Annotated in this window: 21 protein-coding genes and 1 pseudogene; 13 read left to right on the forward strand and 9 right to left on the reverse strand. The window is 40.0% G+C overall.

Annotation, left to right across the window (positions count from 1 at the left end):
* Window positions 1-104: 104 nt before the first annotated feature.
* A complete protein-coding gene (locus L0P31_RS08335; protein WP_004259122.1) occupies window positions 105-1,376 on the reverse strand; it encodes an extracellular solute-binding protein in 1,272 nt (423 codons plus the stop codon).
* A 479-nt stretch (window positions 1,377-1,855) separates the two neighbouring features.
* Here L0P31_RS08335 and malQ point away from each other — a divergent pair, with 479 nt between their 5' ends.
* From malQ to L0P31_RS08350, 3 genes are all read left to right on the forward strand, one after another.
* Complete coding sequence (malQ, locus tag L0P31_RS08340) at window positions 1,856-3,373, forward strand: 4-alpha-glucanotransferase (RefSeq protein ID WP_238096474.1); 1,518 nt, start codon at window positions 1,856-1,858, stop codon at window positions 3,371-3,373.
* Window positions 3,374-3,398: 25 nt separating this feature from the next.
* Window positions 3,399-5,657 (forward strand): glycogen/starch/alpha-glucan family phosphorylase, encoded by a 2,259-nt coding sequence (gene glgP, locus L0P31_RS08345; RefSeq protein WP_238096476.1) that lies wholly within the window; start codon window positions 3,399-3,401, stop codon window positions 5,655-5,657.
* Between the two features lie 255 nt (window positions 5,658-5,912).
* A complete protein-coding gene (locus L0P31_RS08350) occupies window positions 5,913-6,119 on the forward strand; it encodes a hypothetical protein (protein ID WP_238096478.1) in 207 nt (68 codons plus the stop codon).
* Window positions 6,120-6,341: 222 nt separating this feature from the next.
* On the opposite strand, the pseudogene L0P31_RS08355 reads toward L0P31_RS08350, so the two are convergent.
* A pseudogene (locus tag L0P31_RS08355) lies at window positions 6,342-7,735 on the reverse strand (IS3 family transposase).
* 268 nt (window positions 7,736-8,003) lie between these two features.
* A complete protein-coding gene (locus L0P31_RS08360) occupies window positions 8,004-8,645 on the reverse strand; it encodes a hypothetical protein (RefSeq protein ID WP_049547225.1) in 642 nt (213 codons plus the stop codon).
* A 174-nt stretch (window positions 8,646-8,819) separates the two neighbouring features.
* Here L0P31_RS08360 and L0P31_RS09425 point away from each other — a divergent pair, with 174 nt between their 5' ends.
* Complete coding sequence (locus tag L0P31_RS09425; RefSeq protein ID WP_050391117.1) at window positions 8,820-9,035, forward strand: hypothetical protein; 216 nt, start codon at window positions 8,820-8,822, stop codon at window positions 9,033-9,035.
* 105 nt (window positions 9,036-9,140) lie between these two features.
* On the opposite strand, the gene L0P31_RS08365 is transcribed toward L0P31_RS09425, so the two are convergent.
* Entirely contained in the window at window positions 9,141-9,989 is an 849-nt protein-coding gene (locus L0P31_RS08365) for a putative RNA methyltransferase (protein ID WP_238096480.1), read from the reverse strand.
* A gap of 257 nt (window positions 9,990-10,246) precedes the next feature.
* Between L0P31_RS08365 and L0P31_RS08370 the strand changes: the two genes are divergently transcribed.
* The gene (locus tag L0P31_RS08370) at window positions 10,247-10,525 is read left to right on the forward strand and encodes a DUF6110 family protein (protein WP_000910904.1); all 279 of its coding nucleotides are present in this window, start codon (window positions 10,247-10,249) and stop codon (window positions 10,523-10,525) included.
* Between the two features lies 1 nt (window position 10,526).
* A complete protein-coding gene (locus L0P31_RS08375) occupies window positions 10,527-12,587 on the forward strand; it encodes a heavy metal translocating P-type ATPase (protein ID WP_238096482.1) in 2,061 nt (686 codons plus the stop codon).
* 77 nt (window positions 12,588-12,664) lie between these two features.
* Here L0P31_RS08375 and tyrS read toward each other — a convergent pair whose 3' ends face one another.
* Window positions 12,665-13,921, reverse strand: a complete 1,257-nt coding sequence (tyrS, locus tag L0P31_RS08380; RefSeq protein WP_238096484.1) for a tyrosine--tRNA ligase — start codon at window positions 13,919-13,921, stop codon at window positions 12,665-12,667.
* Window positions 13,922-14,062: 141 nt separating this feature from the next.
* Here tyrS and pbp1b point away from each other — a divergent pair, with 141 nt between their 5' ends.
* The 6 genes from pbp1b to L0P31_RS08410 all read left to right on the forward strand — a co-directional run bounded on the left by pbp1b (window position 14,063) and on the right by L0P31_RS08410 (window position 20,889).
* Entirely contained in the window at window positions 14,063-16,558 is a 2,496-nt protein-coding gene (gene pbp1b, locus L0P31_RS08385; protein WP_238096486.1) for a penicillin-binding protein PBP1B, read from the forward strand.
* An 82-nt stretch (window positions 16,559-16,640) separates the two neighbouring features.
* Window positions 16,641-17,552 (forward strand): DMT family transporter, encoded by a 912-nt coding sequence (locus tag L0P31_RS08390; protein WP_238096488.1) that lies wholly within the window; start codon window positions 16,641-16,643, stop codon window positions 17,550-17,552.
* Window positions 17,553-17,780: 228 nt separating this feature from the next.
* A complete protein-coding gene (dapD, locus tag L0P31_RS08395) occupies window positions 17,781-18,479 on the forward strand; it encodes a 2,3,4,5-tetrahydropyridine-2,6-dicarboxylate N-acetyltransferase (protein ID WP_223330424.1) in 699 nt (232 codons plus the stop codon).
* A 67-nt stretch (window positions 18,480-18,546) separates the two neighbouring features.
* Window positions 18,547-19,677 carry an N-acetyldiaminopimelate deacetylase gene (locus tag L0P31_RS08400; protein ID WP_238096490.1) on the forward strand — a complete coding sequence of 377 codons (1,131 nt, stop codon included), beginning with the start codon at window positions 18,547-18,549 and terminating at the stop codon, window positions 19,675-19,677.
* Between the two features lie 11 nt (window positions 19,678-19,688).
* Window positions 19,689-20,228 (forward strand): 5-formyltetrahydrofolate cyclo-ligase, encoded by a 540-nt coding sequence (locus tag L0P31_RS08405; RefSeq protein WP_238096492.1) that lies wholly within the window; start codon window positions 19,689-19,691, stop codon window positions 20,226-20,228.
* The gene (locus L0P31_RS08410) at window positions 20,212-20,889 is read left to right on the forward strand and encodes a rhomboid family intramembrane serine protease (RefSeq protein ID WP_238096494.1); all 678 of its coding nucleotides are present in this window, start codon (window positions 20,212-20,214) and stop codon (window positions 20,887-20,889) included. The genes L0P31_RS08405 and L0P31_RS08410 overlap by 17 nt, the downstream gene beginning before the upstream one ends.
* 65 nt (window positions 20,890-20,954) lie before the next feature.
* On the opposite strand, the gene galU is transcribed toward L0P31_RS08410, so the two are convergent.
* The 4 genes from galU to argS form a co-directional block, all read right to left on the reverse strand.
* The gene (gene galU, locus L0P31_RS08415; RefSeq protein ID WP_070526284.1) at window positions 20,955-21,854 is read right to left on the reverse strand and encodes a UTP--glucose-1-phosphate uridylyltransferase GalU; all 900 of its coding nucleotides are present in this window, start codon (window positions 21,852-21,854) and stop codon (window positions 20,955-20,957) included.
* Between the two features lie 21 nt (window positions 21,855-21,875).
* Window positions 21,876-22,892 carry an NAD(P)H-dependent glycerol-3-phosphate dehydrogenase gene (locus tag L0P31_RS08420; protein WP_238096496.1) on the reverse strand — a complete coding sequence of 339 codons (1,017 nt, stop codon included), beginning with the start codon at window positions 22,890-22,892 and terminating at the stop codon, window positions 21,876-21,878.
* A 169-nt stretch (window positions 22,893-23,061) separates the two neighbouring features.
* A complete protein-coding gene (locus L0P31_RS08425; RefSeq protein WP_238096498.1) occupies window positions 23,062-23,307 on the reverse strand; it encodes a MarR family transcriptional regulator in 246 nt (81 codons plus the stop codon).
* A gap of 246 nt (window positions 23,308-23,553) precedes the next feature.
* Entirely contained in the window at window positions 23,554-25,245 is a 1,692-nt protein-coding gene (gene argS, locus L0P31_RS08430) for an arginine--tRNA ligase (RefSeq protein ID WP_238096500.1), read from the reverse strand.
* 135 nt (window positions 25,246-25,380) lie between these two features.
* On the opposite strand from argS, the gene argR reads away from it, so the two are divergent.
* On the forward strand, window positions 25,381-25,827 hold the full coding sequence (argR, locus tag L0P31_RS08435) for an arginine repressor (protein ID WP_001231476.1): 447 nt from the start codon (window positions 25,381-25,383) through the stop codon (window positions 25,825-25,827).
* Window positions 25,828-25,847: the final 20 nt, after the last annotated feature.

Below are 25,847 nucleotides of genomic sequence, written 5' to 3' on the forward strand. Positions count from 1 at the left end.
TCCTTTCATAGGATACTGGTTTCTAATTAAAACCTAAACTATATATGTTTTTGATTGATAAATTCAAAGGGGGATTTGATTTCCACCCCCCTTGAACAAATTTTTTATTCACCAAATTTTTGTTTGATTGTTTCTTTGATCAATGTTACAGCGTCGTTAGCAGCTGTTTTCGCATCTTTCTTACCACTTACAGCATCAAAGAGCATAGTTTTCGCTGGATCCCAAACTGCAGACATTTGAGAGATATTTGGCATTGGTTGAGCGTTCTTGAACTGTTTGATAACAGCTGTTGTCAACTCATCATTTTTACCTTCAGCATATGTACGAGCTTCAGTGTTAGCTGGGATTTCGTTAGTTGTATCGTAGAAGGCTTTTTGTTCTTCAGTTGAAACAAGGAAGTCTACAAATTTTTGAGCGCCTTCAAGGTTCTTAGTGCTTGATGGGATAATCCAAGCTTTACCACCACCGAATGCAGCATATTCTTTTCCATTTGGAAGAGTTGGGATAGTTGCAACACCGTAGTTTACTTTAGCATCTTTAAAGGCTTGGGCTTTCCAAGGTCCGTCGATGATAGCAGCTGTTTTACCTTCTTGGAATTGAGTTTGGATTAAGTTGCCAGCACCTTCAGTATCTTGCATACCTTTAGGCCATTTTTCATACCAAGATTTAGCGTAGTTGATACCTGCGATAGAACCGTCGTTTGCAAGACCGATATCTTTAGCGTCTTTACCGTTTTGTCCGAATACGTAAGCACCGTTACCAGCAAGAAGTCCATATGCATAGTAGAAGTTTGTCCAGTCAGCTAGGAAAGCAGAAGTTTTTCCATCTTCTCCAGCGAAGGCATATTTGCTATCTTTAGCAAGGTTTTCTAAGTCAGCAAAAGTTTTTGGAGCTTCTTTTACCAAGTCTTTGTTGTAGTACATAACAAGTGACTCGATAACAGCAGGAGCACCGTAAACTTTACCATCAGCAGCTGTCACAAGAGATTTAGTTTTATCATCTGTTTTAGCACCGTCGCTCAATTTCACTTCTGAGAGTTGTCCGTCAGTACCAAGGCTACCTACACGGTCGTATGGAGCCATCATAACGTCAGCAGCTTGACCTGATTGGTTGTCAAGAGAAAGTTTGTCAAGCCCACCCATTTGGTCTCCTGTTTTGATGGTAACTTTTACGCCAGCTTCTTTTTCGTAAGCTTTTGCAGCTGATTCAGCAAAGGCTTTATATTGGTCTTCAACGTAGAAAGTGAGTTCTTTCGCTTCGGATGAACCAGAATCAGCAGGTTTATCAGCAGTTTTGCTTCCGCAAGCTACCAAAAGCAAGCTAGCAAGTGTAACAGTTCCAAGCACAGCAGCGCTCTTCATGAATTTAGATGACATAGTGTATTCCTCCTAAAGAATAACAAATTTTATAATGAGGAAACGCAAACGTTTTCCTTTATGGGATTAGTATAGCACAATCGGAAAGCGGTTGCAAGTGTTTTTTGTAAAAATTTTTAAAAAAATTGTGAAAAAAGTAAACGCTTCATCGTCATATAATAGTAGAAAATCCCAAAAATCGGTTTTGTTTTAAATTTAAAAAAAGTTGAGAAAACGATTGCCTAATTTACAAATGGAAAGCAGGGAGGATTCTCACTTTATTTTTGCTTAATGAGATAAGTGAAACCCGTATTCCTATTTTGTTTGTTTCCTGAAAGAATATATATACGAGTAAGAAGAAAAATTTTTTAAAAAATAATAAAAAAAAGTTATCTAAAACCGCTTGCATTTATCAAGAAAATAAGCTATACTAGTAATAGCGCAAACGTTTGCGTTCATAAAAATGTAATATCTAACTATAAACACATGAGGTGCTTATTATGAAAAAACGTCAAAGTGGTGTGTTGATGCACATTTCTTCTCTTCCAGGGGCATACGGAATCGGATCATTTGGTAAAAGTGCTTACGACTTCGTTGATTTCTTGGTTCGCACAAAACAACGTTACTGGCAAATCCTTCCACTAGGAACAACTAGTTACGGAGATTCTCCTTACCAATCTTTCTCAGCCTTTGCAGGGAACACTCATTTTATCGATTTAGATATCTTGGTGGAACAAGGCTTGTTGCAAGCAAGTGACCTTGAAGGGGTTGACTTTGGTAGCGATGCATCTGAAGTTGACTATGCGAAAATCTACTATGCACGTCGTCCTCTTTTAGAAAAAGCGGTAAAACGTTTCTTGGAAGTAGGAGATGTTAAAGATTTTGAGAAATTTGCTCAAGACAACCAATCATGGCTTGAACTCTTTGCAGAGTATATGGCTATCAAAGAGCATTTTGACAATCTTGCTTGGACTGAATGGCCAGATGCAGATGCTCGTGCTCGTAAAGCTTCAGCACTTGAAAGCTACCGTGAGCAATTGGCAGACAAGTTGGTTTACCACCGTGTGACTCAATACTTCTTCTTCCAACAATGGTTGAAATTGAAAGCTTACGCTAACGACAACCACATCGAAATCGTTGGAGACATGCCAATCTACGTAGCGGAAGATTCAAGCGATATGTGGGCAAATCCACATCTCTTCAAGACAGATGTCAACGGTAAGGCGACTTGCATCGCAGGATGCCCACCAGATGAATTTTCTGCAACTGGTCAGCTTTGGGGTAACCCAATCTATGACTGGGAAGCAATGGACAAAGACGGCTACAAATGGTGGATTGAACGCTTGCGTGAAAGCTTCAAAATCTACGACATCGTTCGTATCGACCACTTCCGTGGTTTCGAATCTTACTGGGAAATCCCTGCTGGTTCTGATACAGCAGCACCTGGTGAGTGGGTGAAAGGTCCTGGCTACAAGCTTTTTGCAGCCGTTAAGGAAGAGCTTGGTGAGATAAACATCATCGCAGAAGATCTTGGTTTCATGACAGACGAAGTTATCGAATTGCGTGAACGTACTGGCTTCCCAGGAATGAAGATTCTTCAATTTGCCTTCAACCCAGAAGACGAAAGTATCGATAGTCCACACTTGGCACCTGCTAACTCAGTTATGTACACCGGAACACACGATAACAATACGGTCCTTGGTTGGTACCGTAACGAGATCGATGATGCGACTCGTGAATACATGGCTCGCTACACTAACCGTAAAGAATACGAAACAGTGCCACATGCTATGCTTCGTACAGTCTTTTCATCAGTTAGCTTCATGGCAATTGCAACTATGCAAGATTTGCTAGAATTGGATGAGGCAGCTCGTATGAACTTCCCATCTACCCTTGGTGGAAACTGGTCTTGGCGTATGACTGAAGATCAATTGACACCAGCTGTCGAGGAAGGCTTGCTTGACTTGACAACAATCTATCGCCGAATCAATGAAAATTTGGTAGAATTAAAGAAATAATACAATATCAGGAGACACCTTAAACATGTTATCACTACAAGAATTTGTACAAAATCGTTACAATAAAACCATTGCAGAATGTAGCAATGAAGAGCTTTACCTGGCTCTTCTTAACTACAGCAAGCTTGCAAGTAGTCAAAAACCAGTTAACACTGGTAAGAAAAAAGTTTACTACATCTCAGCTGAGTTCTTGATTGGTAAACTTTTGTCAAACAACTTGATCAACCTTGGTCTTTACGACGATGTTAAAAAAGAACTTGCAGCTGCAGGTAAAGACTTGATCGAAGTTGAAGAAGTTGAATTGGAACCATCTCTTGGTAATGGTGGTTTGGGACGTTTGGCTGCCTGCTTTATCGACTCAATTGCTACTCTTGGTTTGAACGGTGACGGTGTTGGTCTTAACTACCACTACGGTCTTTTCCAACAAGTTCTTAAAAACAACCAACAAGAAACAATTCCAAATGCATGGTTGACAGAGCAAAACTGGTTGGTTCGCTCAAGTCGTAGCTACCAAGTGCCATTCGCTCACTTCACATTGACATCAACTCTTTACGATATCGATGTACCTGGTTACAAGACAGAAACTAAGAACCGCTTGCGTTTGTTTGACTTGGATTCAGTTGACTCTTCAATCATTAAAGACGGTATCAACTTTGACAAGACAGATATCGCTCGCAACTTGACTCTTTTCCTTTACCCAGATGATAGTGACCGTCAAGGTGAATTGCTCCGTATCTTCCAACAATACTTCATGGTTTCAAACGGTGCGCAATTGATCATCGAAGAAGCAATCGAAAAAGGAAGCAACTTGCATGACCTTGCTGACTACGCAGTTGTACAAATCAACGATACTCACCCATCAATGGTTATCCCTGAATTGATCCGTCTTTTGACTGCTCGTGGTATCGAACTTGACGAAGCAATCTCAATTGTTCGTAGCATGACTGCCTACACTAACCACACAATCCTTGCTGAAGCCCTTGAAAAATGGCCTCTTGAATTCTTGCAAGAAGTGGTTCCTCACTTGGTACCAATCATCGAAGAATTGGACCGTCGTGTGAAAGCAGAAGTGAAAGATCCAGCTGTTCAAATTATTGACGAGAGTGGACGTGTTCACATGGCCCACATGGATATCCACTACGGATACAGCGTTAACGGTGTAGCAGCGCTTCACACTGAAATCTTGAAGAACTCTGAGTTGAAAGCCTTCTATGACCTTTACCCAGAAAAATTCAACAACAAAACAAACGGTATCACTTTCCGTCGTTGGCTCATGCATGCTAACCCAAGCTTGTCTCACTACTTGGATGAGATTCTTGGAGAAGGTTGGCACCATGAAGCTGATGAGCTTGAAAAACTTTTGTCTTATGAAGACAAAGCAGCTGTCAAAGAAAAATTGGAAAGCATCAAGGCTCACAACAAACGTAAATTGGCTCGTCACTTGAAAGAACACCAAGGTGTGGAAATCAATCCAAACTCTATCTTTGATATTCAAATCAAACGTCTTCACGAGTACAAACGCCAACAAATGAACGCTTTGTACGTAATCCACAAATACCTTGACATCAAAGCTGGTAACATCCCTGCTCGCCCAATCACAATCTTCTTTGGTGGTAAAGCAGCTCCAGCCTACACAATCGCTCAAGACATCATTCACTTGATCCTTTGCATGTCAGAAGTTATTGCTAACGATCCAGCAGTAGCTCCACACTTGCAAGTAGTTATGGTTGAAAACTACAACGTTACTGCAGCAAGCTTCCTTATCCCAGCATGTGATATCTCAGAACAAATCTCACTTGCTTCTAAAGAAGCTTCAGGTACTGGTAACATGAAATTCATGTTGAACGGAGCTTTGACTCTTGGTACTATGGATGGAGCTAACGTGGAAATCGCTGAGTTGGTTGGAGATGAAAACATCTACATCTTCGGTGAAGATTCAGAAACTGTTATCGACCTTTACGCAAAAGCGGCATACAAATCAAGCGAATTCTACGCTCGTGAAGCTATCAAACCATTGGTTGACTTCATCGTTAGCGATGCAGTTCTTGCAGCTGGAAAAAAAGAGCGCTTGGAACGTCTTTACAATGAATTGATCAACAAAGACTGGTTCATGACTCTTCTTGACTTAGAAGATTACATCAAAGTGAAAGAGCAAATGTTGGCTGACTACGAAGACCGTGACGCATGGTTGGATAAAGTTATCGTTAACATTTCTAAAGCAGGATTCTTCTCATCTGACCGTACAATCGCTCAGTATAACGAAGATATCTGGCACTTGAACTAAGATACAAGTTTATACTAATACATTTTGTAAAAAAGCGAGTTTCGATTGAAATTCGCTTTTTTGCCTCTTTATTTGAATGCTGTGGATTTGGGTCAATCTTGTCTAAAAATAGGGAAATCCTAGATACAGTGAAGGCTTAAAATGCTGGTTTTTACTGTCTTCAGCCTTATATTTCTTCGTAGTTGATTACCTCATATCTCTTGTATTCGCTTACACAAAGTATTATAATATGATTATAGGAAAGAAGGTGTTTTTATGTGGAAAAAATATTTTTCAAAATATAAATGGACTGATTTATTTTGGATACTATTTGTGATTTTGACATGCCTCTTGGCGGGTAATAATACTCTTTTCCCCCTTACCCATCAAGAAATCTCTTATCATGGGTGCTTATTGGGAATTACACTCGCCTTATTTCACTTGCTATTTATTGATAAGTTTGTTATCTCGAATCGAAAATAAAGATTAGGGCTATGCTTGGCTGTGTACTTTTAGGATTGATTTTTGGGGGAAGATTTTGTCTCTATTATTTATTATTTTAAATTTGTTTATCTTGTACAAGATCTATTCTTTGAGGCGGGAGAAATCAAAATACTTGATTTATACGGCCTATATCATATTTGGGGTAAATGTAATATATGGTATTCAATGGTTATTAAGAGAACTGGTTTCAAAGATTTCCACTTAATGTGTATAGAAACTCCAGTGATTTTTGCATAACAAAACGCATAAGATTAAGGATTTAGTTCTGTATTGCACAGGACTGAGTCCTTTTAGTTTTACCTTAATTCGTTTATTGTTGTAGTAATCAATATAGTCTACAATAGCTTGTTCCAATTGATTAAGTGATTTAAACGTCTTCTCGTAACCATAAAACATTTCGGATTTCAAAATCCCAAAGAAGGATTCCATCATGCCATTGTCTGGGCTGTTACCTTTACGTGACATAGATGGCTGAATTCCCTTACTCTCTAGGAATCGATGATAAAAATCGTGTTGGTATTGCTAACCTTGGTCGCTGTGTAAAATGGTATTTTCATAGTATTTCTCTGTAAATGCCTGTTCCAACATCGTTTTTACTTGTTCTAAGTTGGGTGAAGTTGAAAGATTATAAGCGATAATTTCGCTATTAAAGCCATCTAAAACTGGTGATAAGTAAAGCTTTTGAGTACTTGCTGGAATGGTAAATTCTGTCACGTCCGTATAGCACTTTTCCATTGGTTTAGCTGCTTCAAATTGGCGTTGAATAAGGTTGTCTGCTTTCTTGCCAACATCTCCTTTATGAGAAGAATACTTGCGTTTCTTGCAGATTCTAGCTTGTAAATTGAGCACTTTCATCAAGCGTTGAACTCTTTTATGATTGACCACATAACCACGATTTCTTAATTCTAAATGAATCCGACGATATCCGTAATTTCCTTTGTGTTCGGTAAAAATAGCTTGAATTTCAGTTTTAAGCTTTTGATCCTTATCTGGTTTGTCTAGCTGTTTCAAATGATAGTAGTAGGTCGAACGAGCGAGTTTAATGGCTTTTAGAAGAATATCTAACGAAAACTCAGTCATTAATTCTTGAACAATTTCTGTCTTTCTTCTTTCTCTTTTTTCTCCTTCAATCGGAGTTCTCTCAACTTTTTTAGGATGGCATTCTCCGCTCTCAGGTACTCATTTTCTGCTTGAAGGCGTTCTAACTCTGTCATCTCTTCGGGTTTCTTCTTTGGTTTACGTCCCATTTTAGATGGTCTCCCTTTTGTTTTCTCAACAATAGTATACCCGTTTTTCTTGTATTGTGCCATCCAATTTGGAAGCATACCACGATTTGGGAGAGCATATTCGAGAGAAACTCTATCTTGAGACCAATTTTCATGTAGGACTTTATCAATCATTTCTTGTTTTAAACGAGGAGAATAGTAACGATTTTTTCCTTTTTTGACGAACTCCATTCCGTAACGATCAATCAATTTAATCATGTACCTAAGATTAGAATTGTTTATCCCAAATTTATTTGAAAGCTTCTCTAAGCTATATCCTTGTTTTCTAAGTTCATAGATCTGAACTTTATCATCATAAGTTAATTTCATAATAAAAACACCCCAAAAGTTAGATTTTTTCTGTCTAACTTTTGGGGTGCAGTTCATTCACTAAATTACCGTTTTTTTATTTAAATTCTATTAACTACCTATTACTATTAATTACCCTGAGGCCATCGTTTATAAATTGACCCAAAACGTCAAGTCCGTTATAAATAAAGAGTCCTAAAATTATAGATGAAATAATAATACTTACACAAATAAAATATGTACGTTTTTTTTCATTCATAATATCGACTACCTCCTAAGTTAGTATAGACTAATAGTTGTATAGACTAATAGTTCCGTTTTGATTAAATGGAACTCTATAATATGATGTACCTCCAATAGTACCTCCAAATGTAAATCCAGCTCCTAACAACTCTGCTTTAACTTGAGCTGAACCACTACTGTTTATAGCTGCTGTTAAAGTACCATTATAAGCATACTTTATACTTGTTGTGGGGTATCCTTTTGGAGACCAAACATCAACGTTTTGTCCTTCAATATATGTGTTTGTAATAGAATTTGTTATTCCTAAGTAATAACCTTGAACTGAGTTAATCTGACGGAAAGAACCCTCATTATATAATTCAATGTTTACACTTAATTGAACTGTAGTTCTAGCAAATGTTGCACTTCTTTTTAATGTGTGTGAAGTAACTGTAGATCGAGAGAGATCTGGAATAAATTCAATAGTTTCAACAACCTTTCCAGTATCACTATCAATAACAGTTGCAACTTCGTTGAATCCTGATTTCGAATATACTACTTCTGGATTAGGGATATTGTAATCCTCAACAGTAAATTGCAGTTCGTTGAATTTTATAACAAGGTCATTAGTGGTATCGGCGTTTACAGAAATAGGCAAATAAAACAATGCTAAACAACTAAATAATAGAGTAATTAGTATTTTTTTCATGATAATGATCACCTACCATTCTTTCATAACTAAGTTGGATATTAAGAGTTGATAATTATAGTTTGTACATTGGAATCATCTGCTTTCTTATAGGAATATTAATTGAATAAGGCAATTTCTTTTTATTTGTATTCGCTTACATTTTATCATATAATGTTATTGTAGTCAAGAAAAATGTGTTATTATGTTAAAAAATATTTTTCAAAATATAAATGGACGGATTTATTTTGGATTTTATTTATCATTTTGACCTGCCTCTATATAGGTAACCACGATTTGTTTCCTCTCAATCATCAAGAAATCTCTTTTCGTGGTAGCTTGTGGGGGTTAGTACTGGCCTTATATCACTTACTGTTCATTGATAAGTTTGTTATTTCGAATCGAAAATAAATGGAGAAGCTAAAAGCTTTAAATGTTTTAGACTTTTGGGATAGATAGTTTAAAAATTGAAATTTAAAACCGCAGATCTTCTTGAAATGCGGTTTTTTGTGTCAATTATAGTACTTTCCCAACCAGAATCTCAGCCTCAATAGTAATCTCTGTCAGTTGGCTCCAGTCAATCTTAGTCTGGTCGATGTGAAAGAGTAGGGGCGTCATGCTGAGTAGGGCTTGGAGCTGCTCTGTTGTGATAGGTTTGGTTAGTGAGGCATTTTTACTGGATAAGATAGTGAAGTTGTTTTGGAAATGATTTTTGATATCTTGGTTGGAATAGTCCTTGTTTGTCAGCTGGTCTTGTACCTTCTGACGGATTTCCTTGAGGTGATTTTTAGTTGGAATAACCTTTATCAAGATGCCGTCTTTGGATAGAACGCGACGAAATTCTCCGTAATTGGCAGGGGAAAAGATATCAAGTAAGATATCCATGCTGGCGTCTTTTATAGGAAGACGAGCTAAGTCACCAACGAACCAATTGACTGCCCAGTTGGGTTCGCTCTTGGCAGCGATTTGGACGGAATCTTTGGAAATATCAAAGGCATAGAAGGTTTTGTCAGGATGCCTTTCTTGAAGCTTGCGAGAATAGAATCCTTCGCCACAACCGATATCTAAAATTGTTTTGGCATTTTTTGAGTTTGAAAGTAAATCAGAGACGACCTCTAGAATAGCCTGATAAAAGCTGGCTTCTAGGATTTGTTGACGGTTTTGAAAATTTTCCTTGTCGTAGTTAGCAGATTGCTTGATTTGAGGTGCTAAATTGACATAGCCAAATTTAGCTAAGTCAAAAGAATGGCGATTGTTGCATTTGAGACTGCTCTCTACCAGAGTCAGATTTTCTTGACAGACAGGACAGGCAAAGGCAGTCGCAGAAGCAAAACGCTGAAGTTTGGGTTTGAGATTTGTATTCATAGTTTAAGTGTATCAAAAGAGGCAAATGAAAGCAACTTTAGGAATAAGTAGATGGGAGATTCAGTAGAAATAAAACTAATACTCTTCGAAAATCAAATTCAAACCACGTCAACGTCGCCTTGCCGTACTCAAGTACAGCCTGCGGCTAGTTTCCTAGTTTGCTCTTTGATTTTCATTGAGTATAATTCTCCAATTTATAAAATAAAATTGCTTTTATATCTAAATTGCTATATAATAATGATGAGGAGGAAATAAGTATGTTAAAAGAAGTATTAAGCGTCGCAAAAGTTGCGAAAAAATCATCACTCTTTTTGGGTGGTGTCGCATTTGGTACCCTTGGCTTGAAAATCTTAGCAAGTAAGGAAGCTAAAAAAGGTTATTCTAAAGCTTTGGCTAAGGCTTACAAGTTGAAAGACGGGCTAGATGCATCTGTTTCTGTTGTGAAACAACATGGAGACGATGTCTTGCAAGATGCCAAATATTTGTACGAGCAAGAGAAAAAAGAAGAGCAATTAGATAGCCTTATAGGAGAATAATATGTCTTTTAAAGTGCTACATAGAGGATACCAACATATCCGACTATCATCTTCTTTTTCACTCACCTTGGATATTCAAGACTATCTTCGTTCCTTGGCGAGAGATGAAAAGGGGATTGAGTCTATCCAGTTTTACATGGATCAACAGCACTTTACTCTACGTATAAAAGAAGGCTTTTCTGTATTAGATAATGCAGAAGCCTTTTTAAAAAGAATTGATAAAGGGAAAGTTTCTGAGTTGATGACTCTTCCCATTCGTAGAGAAGAGAGTGCTTATTCTATTGTTTCAGGTGCAGCGATTAAGCGTATGATTTTTCGTAGTTTTGTGCCTTATCCTATTCGCTATATATGGACTTGTTATCAGGCTTTGGGCTATATCAGAGAAGCCTATCAAACACTAGCGCGTAAGGAACTAACGATGGAGGTCTTGGACTGTTCGGCGATTTTATTGTCCTTGTTTATGAACCAATCCAAGACAGCTAGCAATATCATGTTTATGCTTGATTTGGGGAATCATTTAGATCAGTGGTCCTTGAAAAAAACTGCAACAGATTTAGAACAAAGCCTTCTTGCAAAAGAGAGCGATGTATTTCTAGTACAGGGGGATATGGTCGTTAGTATCAAGAGTTCCGATGTTCAAATAGGAGATGTCTTGGTCCTATCTCAAGGAAATGAAATTCTGTTTGATGGACAAGTAGTTTCAGGTTTAGGTATGGTCAACGAAAGTTCCTTGACGGGAGAGAGTTTTCCAGTTGAAAAAAGAGAGTCTGATTTGGTTTGTGCAAATACAGTATTAGAAACTGGAGAGTTGCGCATTCGTGTAACCGATAATCAGATGAACAGCCGGATTTTACAGCTGATTGAGTTGATGAAGAAATCTGAAGAAAACAAGAAAACGAAACAACGCTATTTCATCAAAATGGCGGACAAGGTCGTCAAATATAATTTCTTGGGGGCTGGTCTGACTTACCTATTAACAGGTTCTTTTTCTAAGGCTATTTCTTTCCTATTGGTCGATTTCTCCTGCGCTTTGAAAATCTCTACTCCTGTAGCTTATTTAACAGCTATCAAGGAGGGGTTGAATCGTGAAATGGTGATTAAGGATGGGGATGTTCTGGAGAAATATCTGGAAGTTGATACTTTCTTGTTTGATAAGACGGGAACAATCACAACTAGTTATCCTATAGTTGAAAAGGTGTTACCTTTTGGGGACTATAGTGAGGAAGATATTCTCAGAATCAGTGCCTGTCTTGAGGAACACATTTATCATCCTATTGCTAATGCCATCGTCAAGCAAGCTGAGATAGAGGGGATTGAACATGAGGAAATGCATGGGAAACTCCAATATATCGCAAGCAAGGGGATCAAATCTCATATAGATGGGCAACCAGTTCTTATTGGGAATTATGTTTTGATGCAGGATGAGCAAATTCATATCAGTTCAGAACAAAATGCTTTAATTGAAGAGTACAAGAGTCACTACAATCTCTTATTCTTGGCTTATCAGAATGAATTGATTGGAATGTTCTGCATTCATACTCCTTTGAGAAAAGAAGCAAAAGCAGCCTTGGAGAAACTTAAGGCACAAGGGAAAAAATTGATTCTGGCAACAGGGGACACCCTGGTTAGGACAGAGGAATTAGTTAAAGATTTGCCCTTTGATCAGGTCTATACAGACTTGAAACCTGATGGGAAATTCGAGTTAGTAGAGGAACTACAGAAAGCAGGTCATACTATTTTGATGGTTGGGGATGGGTTGAATGACTCAGCGGCTCTAACCCTATCAGATATCGGTGTGGTGATGAATGAGAGTGCAGATATTTCTAAGCAGATGAGTGATATCTTATTGTTAGATAATCGCTTGGATTTCTTCCAAGAGTTGGATTGGCTATCATCATCTTTGCAAACCCTCATCAAGAAGAATATTCAAGATACCGTTGTCGTAAATAGTAGTTTGATTGGTTTTGGCTTGTTTAATTGGCTCAGCCCTTCAAATCTCTCTATCTTACATAATCTAACAACCTTACGTATTGTACTGCGTAGCCTGTCTATTAAGGGATAGGTGGGGACTATTAACAGCAAAAAGGAGTTACCTTTCTCGAGGTTAACTCCTTTTTTTATAGGTAAATGTTGAACAGTTTAGTAAGTCAAAACAAAATATTTTTTCTTTCCACGACGGATAACAGTCAGTTCGTTCTCTAACTTATCTGCGTCACTCAAGACATAGTCAAGGTCTTGGATACGGTCGCCGTTGACGTAGATGGCTCCATTTTTAACATCTTCACGGGCTTGGCGTTTTGAGTTAACCACACCAGATGACACGAGGAGTTCCACGATATTGTGGTTTTCGTCTGCTTGTACTTGGTAGTTTGGCACTCCACGAAGTCCTTGTTTGAGTTCTTTGACAGAAAGGTTTTTGATGTTTCCTGCAAAGAGTTGTTCAGTGATGTTAAGGGCTTCTTTGTAGGCTTCTTCGCCGTGAACAAGTGTAACGACTTCACGAGCCAAGACTTTTTGAGCTAAGCGTTCGTGTGGAGCCGCTTCAAATTGTTTACGGATGTCTTCAATCTCATCAAGTGACAAGAAGGTAAAGATCTTCAAGAAGCGAATAGCATCTGCATCCATAACGTTCATCCAGAATTGGTACATTTCGTATGGGGAAGTCTTTTCAGGATTGAGCCAGACTGCATTTCCTTCTGATTTACCAAATTTCTTACCAGTTGCATCTGTGATCAGTGGAACAGTGATAACGTGGCCTGTCTTGTCAGCCTTACGACGAAGCAATTCAGTACCAGCTGTCATATTTCCCCACTGGTCAGAACCACCGATTTGAAGCGTTACGTTGTGGTCTTGATTAAGAACGAAGAAATCGTAACCTTGCATAATTTGGTAGGCAAACTCAGTGTATGAAATTCCTGTTTCAATCCGTTTTTTCACAGACTCCTTGCTCATCATGTAGTTGACAGTGAAGTATTTTCCGATATCACGGAGGAAGTCAATGAAGCTGATGCTGCCAAACCAGTCGTAGTTGTTGACCATGACAGCCTTGTTTTCACCATTTTCAAAGTCAAGAAAACGAGAAAGTTGTCCTTGGATAGACTTGACCCAGCCATCTACTGTGTCTTTTGTTTGGAGACTACGTTCAGCATCTTTGAAGGACGGATCTCCGATGAGACCTGTAGCACCGCCAACGAGCGCATAAGGTTTGTGACCTGCTAGTTGCAAGCGACGACTTGTTAAGATTGCGACAAGGTGGCCTAGGTGAAGGCTGTCAGCAGTTGGATCGTAGCCAGTATAATAAGAAACTTGACCTTCTTCTAGGGCTTTACGCAAAGCTTCTTCATCAGTCGTTTGAAAAATCAAACCACGCTCTTTTAGCTCATCAAAAATGTGCATGTGTCTTTTCTCCTTTTTAAAAATATTGTTTCTACCTATTGTATCACAAACTTGGGCAATAGCCTAGCAGAATAGGGAAGAAAGTGGCTATTTTATTGAAAGTTTACCTTTTATGGTATAATAGATAGAGTGAGGAAATCCATGCAAAATCAATTAAATGAATTAAAACAAAAAATGCTGGACTTTTTCCAGCTAGTAAAATCAAAAATAAATCATAAAAAATCAGAGAAGGTCTTAGAAGAGAAGAAGTCAGATGGGACAGGTGGGAAAGTTCTGGCTATCCTAGGTAGCCTTTTAGTTGCTATCAAGGGAATTTTGAATACTCTCTTTATTCTAGGCTTTATCGGTGGGCTTTTTGGTGCTGGTGTAGCTCTTGGTTATGGAGTTGCTTTGTTTGACAAGGCCAAGGTTCCCCAAGCGGAGGACTTGGTCAAGCAGGTTAAAAATATTTCTTCCATCTCAGAAATTGTTTATGCAGATGGGAGTGTCATTGCTTCTATTGAGAGTGACCTACTGCGAACATCTGTTTCATCTGAGGAAATATCAGACAATCTCAAAAAGGCTATCGTTGCTACTGAGGACGAACATTTTCTTGAACATAATGGGGTTGTGCCAAAAGCTGTGATTCGGGCGACTTTGGGAACCTTTGCAGGTTTGGGCTCATCTAGCGGGGGCTCGACCTTGACCCAACAGTTAATCAAACAACAAGTGGTTGGAGATGCTCCGACTTTGGCTCGTAAGGCTACAGAAATTGTTGATGCCCTTGCCTTGGAACGCAGCATGAGTAAGGATGAAATCTTGACTACTTATCTCAATGTTGCTCCCTTTGGTCGAAATCATAAAGGACAGAATATTGCAGGTGCCCAGCAAGCTGCTAAAGGGATTTTCGGTATCGATGCCAACAAGCTGAGTATTCCCCAAGCTGCCTTCCTAGCAGGTTTGCCACAGAGTCCGATTACTTATTCCCCTTATGAAAATACTGGAGAGTTAAAGAGTGATGAAGACTTAGAACTTGGTTTGAAGCGGGGCAAGGATGTTCTCTACAACATGTACCGTACGGGTGCTCTGACTCAGGAAGAATACGACCAGTACAAGGATTATAATCTCAAACAAGATTTCTTGCCATCAGGATCTATCAATGCTGTTTCGAGGGATTACCTTTACTTTACGGCTATGGCTGAAGCGACAGACCGTATGTATGATTATTTAGTTCAACAGGACAATGCCTCTAGTCAGGAGTTGAAAAAGGAAGCGGTTCAAAAGGCCTATCATGAGCGAGCTGAGCAGGAACTAAGTAACGGTGGCTATAAAATCACGACAACAATCAATAAAAAAATCCATACTGCCATGCAAAATGCAGTTGCTAACTACGGTCGTTTGGTAGATGATTCGACTGGGCAGCCTGAAGTAGGGAATGTTTTGATGGACAATAAAACGGGGGCTGTTCTAGGTTTTGTTGGTGGTCGTAATTACCAGACTAACCAAAACAATCACGCCTTCGACACCAAGCGTTCGCCAGCCTCTACAACCAAGCCTTTGTTGGCCTACGGTATTGCCATTGACCAAGGTTTGATGGGAAGCGCTAGTATCTTGTCCAATTATCCGACAAAATTCTCTAATGGCAATCCTATCATGTATGTAAATAGTCCAGGTACAGGCATGATGACTTTGGGTGAAGCCTTGAACTATTCGTGGAATATCCCAGCCTATTGGACCTATCGCATGCTACGTGAGAAGGGTGTGGATGTCAAGGGTTACATGGAGAAAATGGGTTACGAGATTCCGGAGTACGGTATCGAAAGTCTGCCTATGGGTGGTGGGATTGAAGTCACAGTTGCCCAGCATACCAATGGTTATCAAACAATTGCTAATAACGGTGTTTACCATCAGAAACATGTGATTTCTAAGATTGAATCACCTGACGGTAGGGTAATCTATGAATTCCAAGACAAACCAGTTCAAGTGTACTCGAAGGCAACGGCAACAATTATGCAGAGTTTGCTTCGTGAGGTGATTTCATCTCGGATCACTTCAAGTTTCCAAACGGATTTGGCTTCCATCAATTCAAGCTTAGCTCGTGCAGACTGGATTGGTAAGACTGGTACAACTAATGAAGATGAAAATATGTGGCTCATGCTGTCAACACCAAGATTGACTCTAGGTGGTTGGCTAGGGCATGATGATAACCGCCCAATGGCTAAGGGGGCTGGGCATTATCGAAATGCCAAATATATGGCTTACTTGGTCAACGCTATCCAACAGGCTGAGCCTGGTGTTTGGGGCAATGAACGCTTTAATCTTGATTCTAGTGTGACCCAGTCTCAGGTCCTCAGATCTACAGGGCAGAAGCCTGGCAAAGTATCCGTTAATGGAAAAACAGTGGATCTTTCAGGGGCTACTGTAACGAGCTATTGGGCTAATAAGGCGGGAGCTCCTACGACAAGCTATCACTTTGCTATTGGAGGAAGTGAAGCAGATTACCAAAACGCTTGGTCAAGCATCGTTAGCACATTGCCAACTCCTTCTAGCTCAAGTACTAGTTCAAATAGCAGTTCAAGTAGTAGTTCAAGTAGTAGTTCTAACAACAGTAGCAATTCAAGCGCTACTAGACCTTCTTCTTCAACGACGAGACGATAAGTTCTTTAAACTTTTCTAAATGAAGTGGCTAATCAATGGATTGCCACTTTTTTCTTTTTTCCTTTCGTGTTACAATAAAGGTATGAATCAGTATCAGAAAAAGATTGTTAAAGGAACTATTTATTCGCTTCTATCTGGCTTAATATGGGGAATCTGTGGGATTTTAGGAGAGTATTTCTTTACTCATTATCAAGTGTCTTCTGGCTGGATTACCTCTATGCGTTTGACACTGGCAGGGAGTATTGTGCTCATTTGGTCTGCAGTGCAATTAAAATCGCAAGTGCTAGATATTTGGCGAGATAAGAAAAATTACCTGCCCTTTTTAGCCTATGCTATTTTGGGGATTTTTTCAGTTCAGTATTTTTTCTATCTCTGTGTAGAATACTCAAATGCAGCGACAGCAACTATTTTACAGTTTATCAGTCCTGTCTTTATCCTCTTTTACAATCGCTTGGTTTATCAAAAACGAGCGTCAAAAAGCGCTATTTTTTATGTTTTGGTTGCCATGTTGGGTGTTTGCTTGATGGCGACAAAGGGAGATCTCTCTCAATTATCCATGACACCGCTAGCACTTGTGACGGGTTTGCTGAGCGCCATGGGGGTCATGTTTAATGTTATCTTACCTCAACCTTTTGCTAAGCGTTATGGGTTTGTACCCACGGTTGGGTGGGGGATGATTTTGGCAGGTTTATTTAGCAATGTCCTCTCGCCGGTTTATCAGCTTTCCTTTACTCCTGATATTTGGAGTATCTTGATTTGTCTCATTATCGCTTTCTTTGGAACGGCTTTTGCCTTTTTTATTTCCATGAAGGCTGTTTCCTTGGTTTCTCCTTTGGTGGTTTCCGTTATCAGTGCCAGTGAACCTCTCTCTTCTGCTCTCTTGAGTGTTTTATTTTTAGGCTTGGTAGTGGATTGGTCCCTTCTTCTAGCTATGGCGCTGATTATTTTACCCATGATTTTCCTATCGATAGAAGAAGCTAAAGAAAGTGAATAAAAAGTCTTTTCTTAATTCTAAAAGTGTGCTATACTAGAATAGTCAATAAAACACGGGGAGATAGTTGTGAAGAGTGTTTTTAGGTTGTATCGGTAGGGGCTTGCTTTTACCGACAGCACGTTTTATCTCACATCCCTAAAAATCATACCTAAAAACAAACAAAAAGGCTTCAAATTTGAGGCCTTTTTTGGTAGAATAGGTATCATTAAAATGAACTAGGAGGCGCTTATGACTGCTACAAAAATGAACGCACAAGAAATTATCCAATTTATCGCCAATGCTGAAAAGAAAACCAGTGTTAAAGTAACCTTTGAAGGACAACTTGCAACTGCTGTACCAAGCTCTGTTGTTAAACTAGGGAATGTCCTATTCGGAGATTGGAAGGACGTGGCTCCGCTTCTCGATGGTTTGGTAGAAAATCAAGACTATGTTGTTGAGCAAGATGCTCGTAATTCTGCAGTTCCCTTGCTAGACAAACGTGCTATCAATGCTCGTATCGAGCCAGGTGCTATTATCCGTGATCAGGTTGAAATTGGAGACAATGCTGTTATCATGATGGGAGCAGTTATCAATATTGGCGCTGAAATTGGCGCAGGAACCATGATTGACATGGGTGCTATCCTTGGTGGCCGTGCTATCGTTGGGAAAAACAGTCACGTTGGTGCAGGTTCCGTTCTTGCAGGTGTGATTGAGCCAGCTAGCGCAGAACCAGTCCGTGTTGGAGATAATGTTCTTATCGGCGCTAATGCAGTGGTTATCGAAGGAGTCCAAATCGGTAGTGGTTCAGTTGTCGCAGCAGGAGCTATTGTTACCCAAGATGTCCCAGAAAACGTGGTGGTAGCAGGTGTTCCAGCTCGTATTATCAAAGAGATTGATGCCCAAACCCAACAAAAAACAGCGCTAGAGGATGCGCTTCGTACCTTGTAATTGTAAAAGTAATAAAGAGGCGGGACCCTTTTTCCAGCCTCTTTCTGCTATATCGGAGGATAGATAGATGTTAGATTTGATTCAGACTAGACGAGATTTGCACCAGATTCCAGAGATTGGCTTGGAGGAGTTCAAGACTCAGGCTTATCTGCTGGATGTGATTGAAAAATTGACTGTAGGTAAGGATTTTGTCCAAATTCGAACTTGGCGGACAGGGATTTTGGTTTATTTGCAGGGAAGTCAACCAGAGCGAACCATTGGTTGGCGAACAGATATTGATGGCCTGCCTATCGTCGAACAAACAGACCTTCCTTTCGCTTCTCAACATCAAGGTCGTATGCACGCTTGTGGCCATGATTTCCACATGACTATTGCCTTGGGCTGTCTAGAGCGCGCCCTTGAAGAGCAACCCAAGAATAATCTGCTCTTTCTGTTTCAACCTGCTGAAGAAAATGAAGCAGGTGGTATGCTTATGTATGAGGACGGGGCTTTTGGAGATTGGCTACCAGATCAATTTTATGGCCTTCATGTTAGGCCAGATTTGAAGGTTGGTCAGATTGCGACCAATACTCATACACTCTTTGCAGGGACTTGTGAGGTGAAGATCCGTTTCAAAGGCAAAGGTGGCCACGCAGCCTTTCCACATGAAGCTAATGATGCCTTGGTAGCTGCTAGTTACTTTGTGACCCAAGTACAGTCAGTGGTTAGCCGCAATGTTAATCCAATCGAGGGAGCAGTAGTGACCTTTGGTCTTTTCCAAGCTGGAACCACCAACAATGTTATCACAGATACAGCCTTTTTGCATGGAACTATTCGGGCCTTGACGCAGGACATGAGTCTCTTGGTGCAAAAGCGGGTCAAAACAGTTGCAGAAGGAGTTGCAGCTGCCTTTGGTATGGAAGTTGAAGTGGAACTCAAGCAAGGGGGGTACCTGCCTGTTGAGAACCATCCAGCCTTGGCGCGTGAACTGATGGACTTCTTTGAGGAAAAAGAAGGAATCGAGTTGATTGATATTGAGCCTGCTATGACAGGTGAAGACTTTGGTTACCTCCTTTCGAAGGTAGATGGCGTTATGTTCTGGCTAGGTATTGATAGTCCCTACGCCCTTCATCACCCTCAGATGAGTCCCAAGGAAGAAGCCTTAGTCATTGGGGTAGATGCGGTTTCTAGTTTCCTGAAAAAGAAGGCAGCAGAGTAGAGGGCTTGTCTATGAAATCGGAATTACGTAAGCAAGTCTTGCAAGAAATGAAGGCTATCCCTCGAGAGCAAAAACAGTTTATAGACCAAGCTTTAACTGAGCGACTTTTACAACACCCCTCTTACCAAGAAGCTAAGATCATAGCAACCTACCTCTCTTTTCCTCATGAGTTTCAAACGCAGGAACTGATTGAGCAGGCGCTGAAGGACGGCAAAAAGGTTCTGATACCCAAAACCTATTCCAAGGGGCGCATGGACTTTGTAGTCTATAATCCGCAACAACTAGCCAAAACTTCCTTTGGCTTACTGGAACCACAGGGAGATTTGGAAGTGGTGGATGTCTCTCAGATTGATTTGATTCATGTTCCTGGTCTGGCTTTTACGACAGAGGGCTATCGGATTGGCTATGGCGGAGGCTATTACGACCGCTATCTGAAACATTTTACTGGTCATAGTATGAGTACAATCTATCCTTGTCAAGTTCAGCAATTCATGCCTGAAAATCATGATATTCCTGTCCAGGAGGTTTTAATTGATGAAGGAAATTTTTGATAGACGTTATCCTGTGACGAGTTTCTTCCTCTTAGTGACGGCCTTGGTGTTTCTACTAATGTTGGTGACTACAGGTGGAAACTTTGACAGGGCGGATACCTTATTTCGATTTGGAGCTATGTACGGGCCTGCCATTCGCCTCTTTCCCGAGCAGATTTGGCGTCTCTTTTCTGCCATTTTTGTTCATATTGGTTGGGAGCATTTCACTGTTAATATGCTTTCGCTCTATTATCTTGGTAGGCAAGTAGAGGAGATTTTCGGATCCAAGCAGTTTTTCTTTCTCTATCTTTTATCAGGAATGATGGGTAATCTCTTTGTTTTTGTATTTAGTCCCAAATCCTTAGCAGCAGGAGCTTCTACCTCTCTTTATGGTCTGTTTGCTGCGATTATCATTCTTCGCTATGCTACGCGTAATCCTTATATCCAACAGCTAGGGCAATCTTATCTGACACTTTTTGGGGTTAACATTATTGGAAGTGTTCTGATTCCAGGAATCAGCCTAGCAGGCCATATCGGTGGTGCAGTTGGTGGCGCATTTCTAGCAGTTATCTTTCCAGTCCGAGGTGAAAGACGGATGTATAGCGCTAGTCAGAGATTGGTCGCGACAGTACTATTTGTAGGATTCGCAGTCTTGCTTCTTTACAAGGGAATGGGGTTGTGAGAGCTTAAAAGAATAGTTATGTAATGAAAAAAGATAAGGCATTTTTTGAACCTTATCTTTTTATTTTAGTCCTTCTCAGCCAATTCTTTTCCAAGTTGGATGAGATAATCTTTCAATTCATCTTTGACTTGTGGGTGGTTGAGGGCGTAGTCAATAGATGTTTTCATAAAGCCAAACTTATTTCCTACATCATAACGGGCCCCTTTAAATTCACGAGCGAAAACACGTTGTGTTTTATTAAGCGTATCGATTGCATCTGTAAGTTGGATTTCATTTCCAGCACCAGGTTTTTGGTGTTCTAAGATTTGAAAGATTTCAGGTGTCAGAAGATAGCGACCGATAATGGCCAAATCACTTGGAGCATCTTCGGGAGCAGGTTTTTCAACGAAAGTTTCAACGCTATAAAGGCCATTGATTACTTCGCCTTGTGGAGCGATAACTCCATATGATGAAACATCCTCATATGGTACATGCATAACAGCAATTGTGGATGCGTGAGTCGTATCGTAATCATTTATCAGTTGTTTTGTCAAAGGAATAGCGTGGTCATCCGTGATATCCATCAGATCGTCACCAAGCATGACAACGAAGGGCTCATTTCCGACAAAAGCTTTTGCTTGTAAGACAGCATCTCCAAGGCCGCGAGGATGACTTTGGCGAATAAAGTGAAGGCGAATACCAGTTGTTTCGTCTACCAATTTTAGCAAGTCGTGTTTGCCCTTTTCTTTGAGGTTATATTCCAATTCGAAGTTTGAGTCAAAGTGGTCTTCAATAGAACGTTTTGACTTACCAGTGACAACTAGAATATCTTCGATACCTGATTTAAGAGCTTCTTCTACGATAAATTGGATAGTTGGTTTGTCTACAATTGGCAACATTTCTTTAGCAAGTGCTTTGGTGGCTGGTAAGAAACGAGTTCCGAGTCCAGCGGCAGGGATGACTGCTTTTCTAACTTTTGATGTCATAAGAATCCTTTCTTTCGAGGGTTAAGACCACTCATTCTCTGCTTTAAATTCATTGTTCATGATGTCGTAAATGGCATCTTTGATATTGGTTCCTTGGTAGATAACTTGGTAAATGGCCTGTGTAATTGGCATATAAACTCCAAGTTCTTGCGCTAGCTCATAGGCTGCTCGGGTCGTTGAGATTCCTTCAATCACCATGCCCATATTGGCCTCGATATCAGCTAGGGATTCTCCACGACCAAGGGCATCGCCGGCTCTCCAGTTACGAGAGTGGATGGAGGTTCCCGTTACAATCAAATCTCCCACACCAGATAATCCACTATAGGTCAACGGACTGGCACCGAGTGCCACCCCTAGGCGGGTAATTTCTGCCAAGCCTCGAGCGATGATGGCTGCCTTGGCATTGTCACCAAATCCCAAACCATGTAAAGCTCCAGCACCGACAGCAATAATATTTTTAAGAGCACCAGCAGTTTCAACCCCGATAACATCCGTATTGGTATAAAGTCGGAAGTAGTGATTACTAAAGAGCTCCTGAACGTATTGAGCTGTTTGTAAATCTTTAGAAGCAGCTGTGATTAAAGTAAGGTCACGCACAATGGTCTCTTCTGCATGACTAGGACCTGAGACAACGACGATATCACTGCGGAGATGTTCAGGAATTTCTTCTTCAAGGATGGTTGATAATCGTTTATGGCTATCGGGTTCTAATCCCTTTGATGCGTGCATGATAATAGCCTTATGGTCTAAGGTTTGAGCAACTTGTTGGGCAACAATTCGTGTCACTTTTGTTGGGACAACAAACAAAATCGCATCTACATCTTTCAAGGCCTCTGCTAAGTCAGTGTAGGCAATGATTTTTTTATCTAGAACGACATCTTTAAAGTAGTGTGTATTAGTATGGTGTGTATTAATTTCATTGATTTGTTCGGGAAGGTTTCCCCAAATACGTACCTCGTGTCCATTGTCATTTAAGACTTGTGAAAGGGCAGTTCCCCAAGAACCAGGCCCCAAGACGGCGACGGTTTGTTTTTTCATGTTTTTCTCCTTGATAGAGTTCTCTCTTTTATTTTATCACATTCTAGGGGATTTTGCACTTGCATTGCTGGGGGAGTGGTAGCTTTGTTGCTTGAAAAATATACAAAAACCGAGCCTAAGTATAAAACTCTTAGTCTCGGTTTTGATATTACTTAAAGAATAGCTCAGTTTATTTCAATTGATCTGTAATGTCTTTTGATAGCAACATTCCTAGATGATAAGTTTTATTGATGTAAGCAATGACATCATTGATATTTTCAGTCGTTTGAATTTTCTCTTTGATGTCAGCCTTAAATGTTTCATCCTTCAAAAGTTGTTCTTGGTAGAGTCTTTGAAGTCTTTCCTTTTCATACTTATTAAGCAGAAAAAGGAACACCAAGCTAATTACAACGAGGATATAAGCATATTGGCTCATAGAAAATCTCCCTGTATGATAAAGAAATAGTAGTGAGTAGATTGAATTAGTGAAACGCCTAAGCCAATTAATAGATTTGATTGATCAATTTAGTGAGGCGTTTAGGCAATTCGCCATAGTTACGACGTCATAGTCTCTAAATCAATTATATTTAGAGACCATGACTAGTGAAGCAGTTAGCTAGTCCGCATATAAGCGGCTAGCGTCTAGCAATTAGGAGCTTCAGTTCCAATTGTTAGTACTGAATCACATCTTCTCTGGCGCTTCTACTCCAAGCAAGCGAAGGGCTTCTTTGAGAACGACTGCGGTTGTGTAGCTGAGGGCTAGACGGTTGTCGCGTTCTGGACTTTCATCCAAGATACGTGTATGTGCATAATATTTGTTAAAGGCTTGAGCTAGGCTAATTGCAAATTTAGCAATGATAGAAGGTTCAAAGTTATCCGCCGCACGGTTGATAATACGTGGGAAGTCTTGGATGAGTTTGATGATTTCCCAGCTTTCAGTATCATTCAAGCTATAGTTGCCAGCTGTTTCTGGTTTGAAATCCGCTTTACGTAAGATCGATTGGATACGAGCGTAGGCGTATTGAACATAAGGTCCAGTTTCACCCTCGAAGGATACCATAGCTTCTAGGTCGAAGTCGTATCCATTTGTACGGTCGGTTTTGAGGTCATAGAATTTAATGGCTCCAACCCCAACAGCATGTGCTACCTGATCTTTATTTTCCAATTCAGGATTTTTAGCTTCGATTTGGGCTTTGGCGCGACTAACAGCCTCTGCAACAGTAGGCTCTAGCAGGATGACATTTCCTTTACGAGTAGAGAGTTTCTTTCCTTCTTTTGTAACTAAACCAAAAGGAACGTGAGTAATGTCGTCACTCCAATCGTAACCCATCTCTTGCAAGACGGCTTTGAGCTGTTTAAAGTGGGCAGATTGCTCTTGACCAACGACGTAGATAGATTTAGCAAATTGGTATTCGTTTTTACGGTAAAGAGCTGCAGCTAAGTCACGTGTGATATAGAGAGTTGCTCCGTCAGATTTCTTGATGAGGGCTGGATGTTCAATTCCATATTTCTCAAGATTGACAACTTGGGCACCTTCTGACTCAACAAGAAGGCCTTTTTCAGAAAGAATGTCTACGACTGCATCCATCTTATCGTTGTAGAAGGCTTCTCCATTGTAGCTGTCAAATTCGACTTGCAATTCATTGTAAAGGCGGTTAAATTCCACTAAACTTTCATCACGGAACCATTGCCAAAGAGCGAGAGCTTCCTCGTCTCCATTTTCAAGTTTACGGAACCATTCGCGTGCTTCTTCATCCAAGCTAGGGTCATTTTCAGCTTCAGCGTTGATGCGGATATAGAGCTTAAGAAGTTCATCAATTGGATGAGCTTTTACAGCTTCTTCGTCACCCCATTTTTTGTAGGCGACAATCAACAGCCCAAACTGTTTACCCCAGTCTCCCAAATGGTTGACCTTGACCGTTTGATATCCGATTTTTTGGAAAATATGTGATAAGCTATCTCCGATAACTGTTGAGCGTAGGTGGCCAATAGAAAATGGTTTAGCGATATTGGGACTAGACATGTCGATAACAACATTTTCTTGTTTGCCAATATTTTGGTCAGCATAGTGTTCTTTTTCAGTGATAACAGCTTGCAATACTTGAGCAGAAATGGCAGATTTATCAAGGAAAAAGTTGACGTAAGGTCCTGTTGCGACAACCTTTTCAAAGGCTTGGCTGTTAATTTTTTCAGCCAGTTCAGCAGCAATCATTTGAGGTGCTTTACGTTCGACTTTTGCAAGAGAAAAAGCAGGGAAAGCGATGTCTCCCATTTCTGAGTTTTTAGGGGTTTCCAGTAAATTGAAAATAGCCTCTTGGTCCAGGCTATCAATGACGCTAGCCAATTCGCTAGCAATCAATTCTTTTGTATTCATTAAGAGCTCCTTTTTGGACTTTTCTACTATTTTATCACAATTTTAAAGAAAGAAGAAAAAATTTTTGAAATCTCCTATTTTTTTGGTATAATATAGTTATAAAATTAGTTATAAATATGCACATAAGAGGATTTTATGAGAAAAAGAGATCGTCATCAGTTAATAAAAAAAATGATTACTGAGGAGAAATTAAGTACACAAAAAGAAATTCAAGATCGGTTGGAAGCGCACAATGTCTTTGTGACGCAGACAACCCTGTCTCGTGATTTGCGCGAAATCGGCTTGACCAAGGTCAAGAAAAATGATATGGTGTATTATGTACTAGCAAATGAGACAGAAAAGATTGATTTGGTTGAATTTTTGTCTCATCATTTAGAAGGCGTTGCAAGAGCAGAGTTTACCTTGGTACTTCATACCAAATTGGGAGAAGCCTCTGTTTTGGCAAATATTGTAGATGCAAACAAGGATGAATGGATTTTAGGAACAGTTGCTGGTGCCAATACCTTATTGGTCATTTGTCGAGACCAGCACGTTGCCAAACTCATGGAAGATCGTTTGCTAGATTTGATGAAAGATAAGTAAGGTCTTGGGAGTTGCTCTCA

Source organism: Streptococcus mitis, assembly GCF_022137125.1.
Taxonomy (GTDB): Bacteria; Bacillota; Bacilli; order Lactobacillales; family Streptococcaceae; genus Streptococcus; species Streptococcus mitis_CE.

Bases quoted from the DNA above. Each gene is read 5' to 3' on its own strand.
- L0P31_RS08335 (WP_004259122.1), bottom strand. From the start codon at position 1,376: ATGTCATCTAAATTCATGAAGAGCGCTGCTGTGCTTGGAACTGTTACA.
- malQ (WP_238096474.1), top strand. From the start codon at position 1,856: ATGAAAAAACGTCAAAGTGGTGTGTTGATGCACATTTCTTCTCTTCCA.
- glgP (WP_238096476.1), top strand. From the start codon at position 3,399: ATGTTATCACTACAAGAATTTGTACAAAATCGTTACAATAAAACCATT.
- L0P31_RS08350 (WP_238096478.1), top strand. From the start codon at position 5,913: ATGTGGAAAAAATATTTTTCAAAATATAAATGGACTGATTTATTTTGG.
- L0P31_RS08360 (WP_049547225.1), bottom strand. From the start codon at position 8,645: ATGAAAAAAATACTAATTACTCTATTATTTAGTTGTTTAGCATTGTTT.
- L0P31_RS09425 (WP_050391117.1), top strand. From the start codon at position 8,820: ATGTGTTATTATGTTAAAAAATATTTTTCAAAATATAAATGGACGGAT.
- L0P31_RS08365 (WP_238096480.1), bottom strand. From the start codon at position 9,989: ATGAATACAAATCTCAAACCCAAACTTCAGCGTTTTGCTTCTGCGACT.
- L0P31_RS08370 (WP_000910904.1), top strand. From the start codon at position 10,247: ATGTTAAAAGAAGTATTAAGCGTCGCAAAAGTTGCGAAAAAATCATCA.
- L0P31_RS08375 (WP_238096482.1), top strand. From the start codon at position 10,527: ATGTCTTTTAAAGTGCTACATAGAGGATACCAACATATCCGACTATCA.
- tyrS (WP_238096484.1), bottom strand. From the start codon at position 13,921: ATGCACATTTTTGATGAGCTAAAAGAGCGTGGTTTGATTTTTCAAACG.
- pbp1b (WP_238096486.1), top strand. From the start codon at position 14,063: ATGCAAAATCAATTAAATGAATTAAAACAAAAAATGCTGGACTTTTTC.
- L0P31_RS08390 (WP_238096488.1), top strand. From the start codon at position 16,641: ATGAATCAGTATCAGAAAAAGATTGTTAAAGGAACTATTTATTCGCTT.
- dapD (WP_223330424.1), top strand. From the start codon at position 17,781: ATGACTGCTACAAAAATGAACGCACAAGAAATTATCCAATTTATCGCC.
- L0P31_RS08400 (WP_238096490.1), top strand. From the start codon at position 18,547: ATGTTAGATTTGATTCAGACTAGACGAGATTTGCACCAGATTCCAGAG.
- L0P31_RS08405 (WP_238096492.1), top strand. From the start codon at position 19,689: ATGAAATCGGAATTACGTAAGCAAGTCTTGCAAGAAATGAAGGCTATC.
- L0P31_RS08410 (WP_238096494.1), top strand. From the start codon at position 20,212: ATGAAGGAAATTTTTGATAGACGTTATCCTGTGACGAGTTTCTTCCTC.
- galU (WP_070526284.1), bottom strand. From the start codon at position 21,854: ATGACATCAAAAGTTAGAAAAGCAGTCATCCCTGCCGCTGGACTCGGA.
- L0P31_RS08420 (WP_238096496.1), bottom strand. From the start codon at position 22,892: ATGAAAAAACAAACCGTCGCCGTCTTGGGGCCTGGTTCTTGGGGAACT.
- L0P31_RS08425 (WP_238096498.1), bottom strand. From the start codon at position 23,307: ATGAGCCAATATGCTTATATCCTCGTTGTAATTAGCTTGGTGTTCCTT.
- argS (WP_238096500.1), bottom strand. From the start codon at position 25,245: ATGAATACAAAAGAATTGATTGCTAGCGAATTGGCTAGCGTCATTGAT.
- argR (WP_001231476.1), top strand. From the start codon at position 25,381: ATGAGAAAAAGAGATCGTCATCAGTTAATAAAAAAAATGATTACTGAG.